Source organism: Pectobacterium betavasculorum (assembly GCF_000749845.1).
GTDB lineage: Bacteria > Pseudomonadota > Gammaproteobacteria > Enterobacterales > Enterobacteriaceae > Pectobacterium > Pectobacterium betavasculorum.
The window spans coordinates 1-5,798 of record NZ_JQHM01000030.1; the positions used below are offsets into that span (position 1 = coordinate 1).

Sequence of the window (5,798 nt, forward strand, 5' to 3'; positions counted from 1 at the left end):
GTGCGCTGCTGGCGCAGGTGAAGACGGCGTCGCTGGAGGCGCAGAGCCACGCGGATATTCCGTTCGAGCAGGTGGTGGAGGCGGTTGCGCCAGCCCGCAGCCTGTCGTACAGCCCGCTCTTTCAGGTATTGCTGGTGTTACAGAACACGCCGGACAAGACGTTGGCGCTGCCGAGTCTGACGCTATCACCGTTACCTAATGAGATGACCACCGCGCAGTTCGATCTGAGTCTGGATCTTTGCGAGACGGATGAAGAAATAAAGGGGACGTTGTTCTATGCCACTGCGCTGTTCGATGAAGGCACGGTACGGCGTTATCTGGGGTACTGGCAGGCGCTGCTGCGCGGCATGGCGGATAATGCTGACCAGCCGGTACGGTCACTGCCGATGCTGCCGGAGGCGGAGCGACGGCAGGTGCTGGTTGACTTTAACGCGACCGACGTTGCGTTTCCACAACTGGCTGGCGTCCACCTGTTGGTTGAAGCGCAAGCCGCACAGCGTCCAAATGCGGTGGCGGTGGCGTGTGGAGAACAAACGCTAAGCTATGCGGAATTGAACGCGAAGGCTAATCAGCTAGCGCATTGGCTTATCGGCCATGGCGTTCGCCCTGATGATCGAGTCGCTATTTGCGTGACGCGCGGCGCTGGGATGGTGGTGGCCTTGTTGGCCGTCCTTAAAGCTGGCGGGGCTTATGTACCTCTGGATCCGGCATATCCTGCCGATCGCCTGAGCTATATGCTTGAAGACAGCTCGCCCGTTGCGCTGCTGGTTGACGATCCGGGACGATTGGTGCTGGATGGGATCAATCTCCCGCCAATCTTTGATCTGGAGCGGGATGACTCGCTATGGAGCGGCCTGCCGCAGCGTAATCCTGCGCCGGAAAGCCTGGGGCTGACCTCACGGCATCTGGCCTATGTTATCTATACTTCCGGTTCGACAGGGCGGCCGAAAGGGATCGCTATGCCACACGCTCCCTTGCTGAATCTGGTCCACTGGCAGATAAGCCGTTCTGCGACCGCTACGTTGCAGTTCGCCTCTTTTGGTTTTGACGTTTGCTTCCAGGAAACGCTCAGCGCTCTGGCCAGCGGCGGCGTATTGGCTATCGTAACCAACGACGTTCGTCTTGATATGCCTCGTCTGGCGAGGTTCATCAAGGATCACGGCGTACAGCGTGCATTTATTCCACCGGCTCTGTTACAGGCTATGGCCAGATCGAATCAGGAACAGGCGTGCGAGATCGAAGTGGCCGAGGTGATTACCAGCGGTGAGGCGCTGCACGCGACAGAGGAGATCCGTGCATTGTTCGCCGATGCTGGCCGTAGCCAGCTCCGCAATCAGTATGGGCCGGCAGAGACGCATGTCGTCACCGAATATACCTGCCCGGAAACGGTGTCTGAATGGCCTTCATTGCCGCCGATTGGTCGGCCGATCGCTAATACCCGCATTTATATACTGGATGAGGGCGGCGAACCGGTTCCGGTAGGCGTTGCCGGCGAGATTTATATTGGCGGCGGCGTGGCGCGTGGTTATCTGAATCTGCCTGACCTGACCGCCGAACGCTTTCTGGCTGATCCGTTCTCCAGCGAGCCTGAGGCCCGAATGTATAAAACCGGCGACCTGGGATGCTGGCGTGCCGACGGCAACATTGATTATCTGGGACGTAACGATTTTCAGGTGAAGATCCGCGGCTTCCGCATTGAACTGGGCGAGATTGAAAACTGCTTGCGCGGTCACGATGCGGTTGAAGAGGCGCTGGTTGTTGCGCAGGGTGAAAGCGGAGAGAAACGTCTGGTTGCCTACTATCGGGGCGATGCCGATGCCGATGCGCTACGGGCGTATGTTTCGTCGCATCTCCCCGATTACATGATGCCGGCAGCGTGGATCGCGCTGGAGGCGTTCCCGCTGACGCAAAATGGCAAGGTCAATCGGCAGGCGTTGCCGACGCCGGACGATACCGCTTTCGTCCATACTGCATATGAAGCGCCGGAAGGAGAGACGGAAGAAACGCTTGCCGTCGTCTGGCAGTCTCTGCTGGGCGTTGATCGCGTAGGCCGGCACGATAACTTTTTCGAACTGGGGGGCCACTCGCTGCTGGCGGTGCGGCTTATTTCCCGCGTTCGCGCCGAACTGGACGTCGAGGTGCCTCTTGCCGATCTATTTGCCTGTCCGACACTGCTCGCTTTCAGCGAACGGATTATTGATATCAGCATCGATCAGTTTGATAACGATGCGCTGCTTGAAATGACGGAATTATTGGAAGAAACCAACTATGAATAACAGGGATGACGATCGAGTATCCACCATTAAGACATTGTCAAAAAGTGAAAAAGTCAAGCTGTTGGCGCTAGCCAAGGCCAAAGGACTGAAGCGAAAAAACGCGGGGGATGCTCAGCCCATTCAACCCGCTGCCCGCTCCCCGCAGGGGGAGCCTCTCGCATTTGCTCAGCGACGACTGTGGTTTCTGGCGCAAATGGAGGAGAACGCCAGCGGCGTTTACACTCTGGGGGGAGCGTTTACGCTTACTGGACGGCTAGATGCCCGCGCACTGCGTGCGGCGCTAGATCGCCTGGTTGACCGTCATGAGATACTGAGAACCCGCTTTGTTACCGTAGAGGGAACGCCGCTACAGCAGATTGATGCGGCGGATATTGGGTTCACGCTTGAAGAGATAGATGGTTCGGATATCGAAGCGGCTGAACACGCTTTCCCGCCGCATTTCGATCTGGAAAAAGGCCCGCTGATCGTCGGCCAACTGGTACGAATGGAGAATGAGGTGCATCTGCTGCGTATCGCCATGCATCACATTATTGCCGACGGCTGGTCGATAGGGCTGTTTATGCGGGAACTGGGCATGCTGTATCAGGCGTTCAGCACGGGTCTCCCCGATCCGCTGCCGCCGCTGGACATTCAGTACGCTGACTACGCCGTCTGGCAGCATCGGCACTTGCAGGGTGAGGTATTGCAGGCGCAGCAGCGCTACTGGGTTGAACAGTTGCAAGGTATCCCGGCATGCCTGACGCTGCCGACGGATCGGCCGCGCCCGCAAACTCAGGACTATGCTGGCGGCAGTATTCCGGTGATGTTTGACTCGGTGCTGCTCGCCGATCTCAACGCGCTGAGCCGGCGTCACGGCTGTACGTTGTTTATGACGCTGCTGGCAGGCTGGTCGCTGCTGATGAGTCGGCTGTCCGGGCAGGATGAGGTGGTGATCGGCACGCCGATCGCCGGGCGTGGTCGGCGTGAAGTCGAATCGCTGATCGGGATGTTTGTCAACACTCAGGCGCTGCGGGTGGACCTGTCGGCTTCTCCGGATACCGGTGCGCTTCTGGAACAGGTGAAGGCCGCCGCCTTGGCGGCGCAGAGCCACGCCGATATTCCGTTCGAGCAGGTGGTGGAGGCGGTCGCGCCGGTCCGCAGCCTGTCGCACAGCCCGATCTTTCAGGTGATGCTGGCGTTACAGAATACGCCCGACAATAAACTGTCGCTGCCGGGACTGACCCTAAGTGAACTGGCAGGGGAGGCGGTTAATGCGCCATTCGATCTCAGTTTATCGCTGGGGGAGAGCAATGGCGTTATGCAGGGTGTACTGATTTATGCTACCGCGCTGTTTGATGAAAACACGGTACAGCGCTATCTGGGTTACTGGCAGGCGCTACTGCGCAGCATGGCGGAAAGTCCTCATTTACCGGTGCAGGCATTGCCGATGCTGTCGTTCGAGGAACGGCAGAAGGTGGTGTTCGATTTCAATGATACGCTGATGGATTACCCTGCCGAATCCTGTATCCATGAACTATTTGAGCAGCAGGTCAAGGCGTGTCCTGATGAGGTGGCGCTGGTCTACGACGATCAGACGCTATGTTATGGCGAACTGAACGCCCGCGCTAATCAACTGGCGCACTGGCTGATCGAACTGGGCGTGCGGCCAGACGACAGGGTGGCGATCGCCCTGACGCGCGGTGTAGAAATGGTTGTCGCGATTTTGGCCACCCTCAAAGCGGGAGGTGCCTATGTGCCGCTGGACCCGTTAACGCCTCCGGCGCGGCTTGCTTATACTCTGGAGGATAGTAAACCTCTGGTGTTGATCACCATGCAGGATATTCATGCGCAATTGGGTGATTTACCGCAGGCGCTGAAAATCATCGCGCTGGATAGCGATTACCGTCCCTGGTCGGCGTGTGCTGTATCTAATATTCCCCCTGTCTCGCGTGGACTTACCTCCCGCCATCTGGCTTATGTTATTTATACCTCAGGTTCCACCGGGAAGCCGAAAGGTGTCATGGTGCCCCATCAAGGGGTCGTGAACTTTTTGCTGTCTCAGCAGCGGCAGCTCGGTGTTAAGGCTGCCGCGCGTCTGTTGGCAGTCACAACCGTCTCCTTTGATATCCACGTACTGGAAATCTACCTGCCGCTGATCTGCTGTGGGCAACTACATGTGGCGAGTGATGCTTTGCGTCAGGATGGCGAACGTCTGGGACGTTATCTGTGCGAACAGGGAATAACGTTGTTTCAAGCGACGCCGGCAACGTGGAAATTACTGCTTGAATCAGGCTGGCATGGTGAACCTGGGCTGACCGCCCTGATCGGCGGCGAGTCGTTTCCTCTGGGGCTGGCGCAGGCGCTGCTGGAAAAAGTAGGCAATCTGTGGAACATGTATGGCCCGACTGAAACCACCGTATGGTCGACCTGTTCTCCCATTCTGGCTGCCGACCAGCAGATTGTCATTGGCCGGCCGCTCGATAATACGCAGATATATATGCTGGATAGCCGCGGCGAACCGGCGCCTATTGGCGTAGCGGGGGAGATTTGCATCGGTGGTGCCGGGGTAACACGCGGCTACCTTGGGCGGGAAGACCTGACCGCCGAACGCTTTGTTGACGATCCCTTCTCCGGAGAGCCGGGTGCGCGTCTGTACCGTACGGGCGATCTGGGGCGCTGGCGCGCCGACGGTACGATTGATTATCTGGGGCGCAATGATTTTCAGGTGAAGATCCGCGGCTTTCGTATCGAACTGGGCGAGATAGAGTCCGCGCTTCAGGACTGCGGAGCCGTACGGGAAGCAGTGGTGACTGCGTCGGGTTCCGAGGCGCAGGAAAAGCGGCTGGTGGCGTACTGCGTCCCTCGGGAGGAGGGCGGTATCGCTATCGAAGCGCTTAAAGAACACCTTTGCGAGCGGTTGCCGGCATATATGGTGCCGGCGGCCTATGTCATGCTGGCGCGCATTCCGCTGACACCGAACGGCAAAGTAGATCGTAATGCACTGCCGGAGCCGGATGAAGCCGCTTTTGCGCGCCAGCGCTATGAAGCACCGCTGGCGGGGGACGAAACGGCGCTGGCGACGATGTGGCAGTCGCTGCTGGGGGTTGAAAAAGTAAGCCGGCAGGACGATTTCTTCGCGCTCGGCGGTCATTCACTGCTGGCGGTACAGCTCATTTCGCGCCTTCGCAGTGAGTTAAACCGTGAGCTGCCGCTGGCGGAACTGTTTGCCCGTCCGGCTCTCAAGGATATGGCGGCCTCGCTCGGCACGGCCGTGAAGGGGGCGCTGTCGGCCATTGAGCCGCTGGCGGCGGGCGAGACGCCGCCGCTGTCGCTGGCTCAGCAGCGGCTGTGGTTCCTGGCACAGATGGACGAGGCGGCGGGAGCCGCCTATGTGATAGCGGGCGGGTTCCGCCTGCGCGGAAAACTGGACGTCGCGGCGCTGCGTCAGGCGCTGGATCGGATCGTGGCGCGTCATGCGGCGCTGCGCACCCATATCGACAGCCGGGAGGGCGCGCCGGTGCAGGTAGTGGAGCCGGCCGATCG

Annotated in this window: 2 protein-coding genes; both read left to right on the forward strand. The window is 59.2% G+C overall.

The features are described from left to right. A partial coding sequence (locus KP22_RS20810; RefSeq protein WP_156103779.1) for a non-ribosomal peptide synthetase occupies positions 1 to 2,276 on the forward strand: 2,276 nt, incomplete at its 5' end. Next, the coding region (locus tag KP22_RS20815; protein WP_039326214.1) for a non-ribosomal peptide synthetase at positions 2,269 to 5,798 on the forward strand (3,530 nt) is incomplete at its 3' end. The genes KP22_RS20810 and KP22_RS20815, both read left to right, overlap by 8 nt.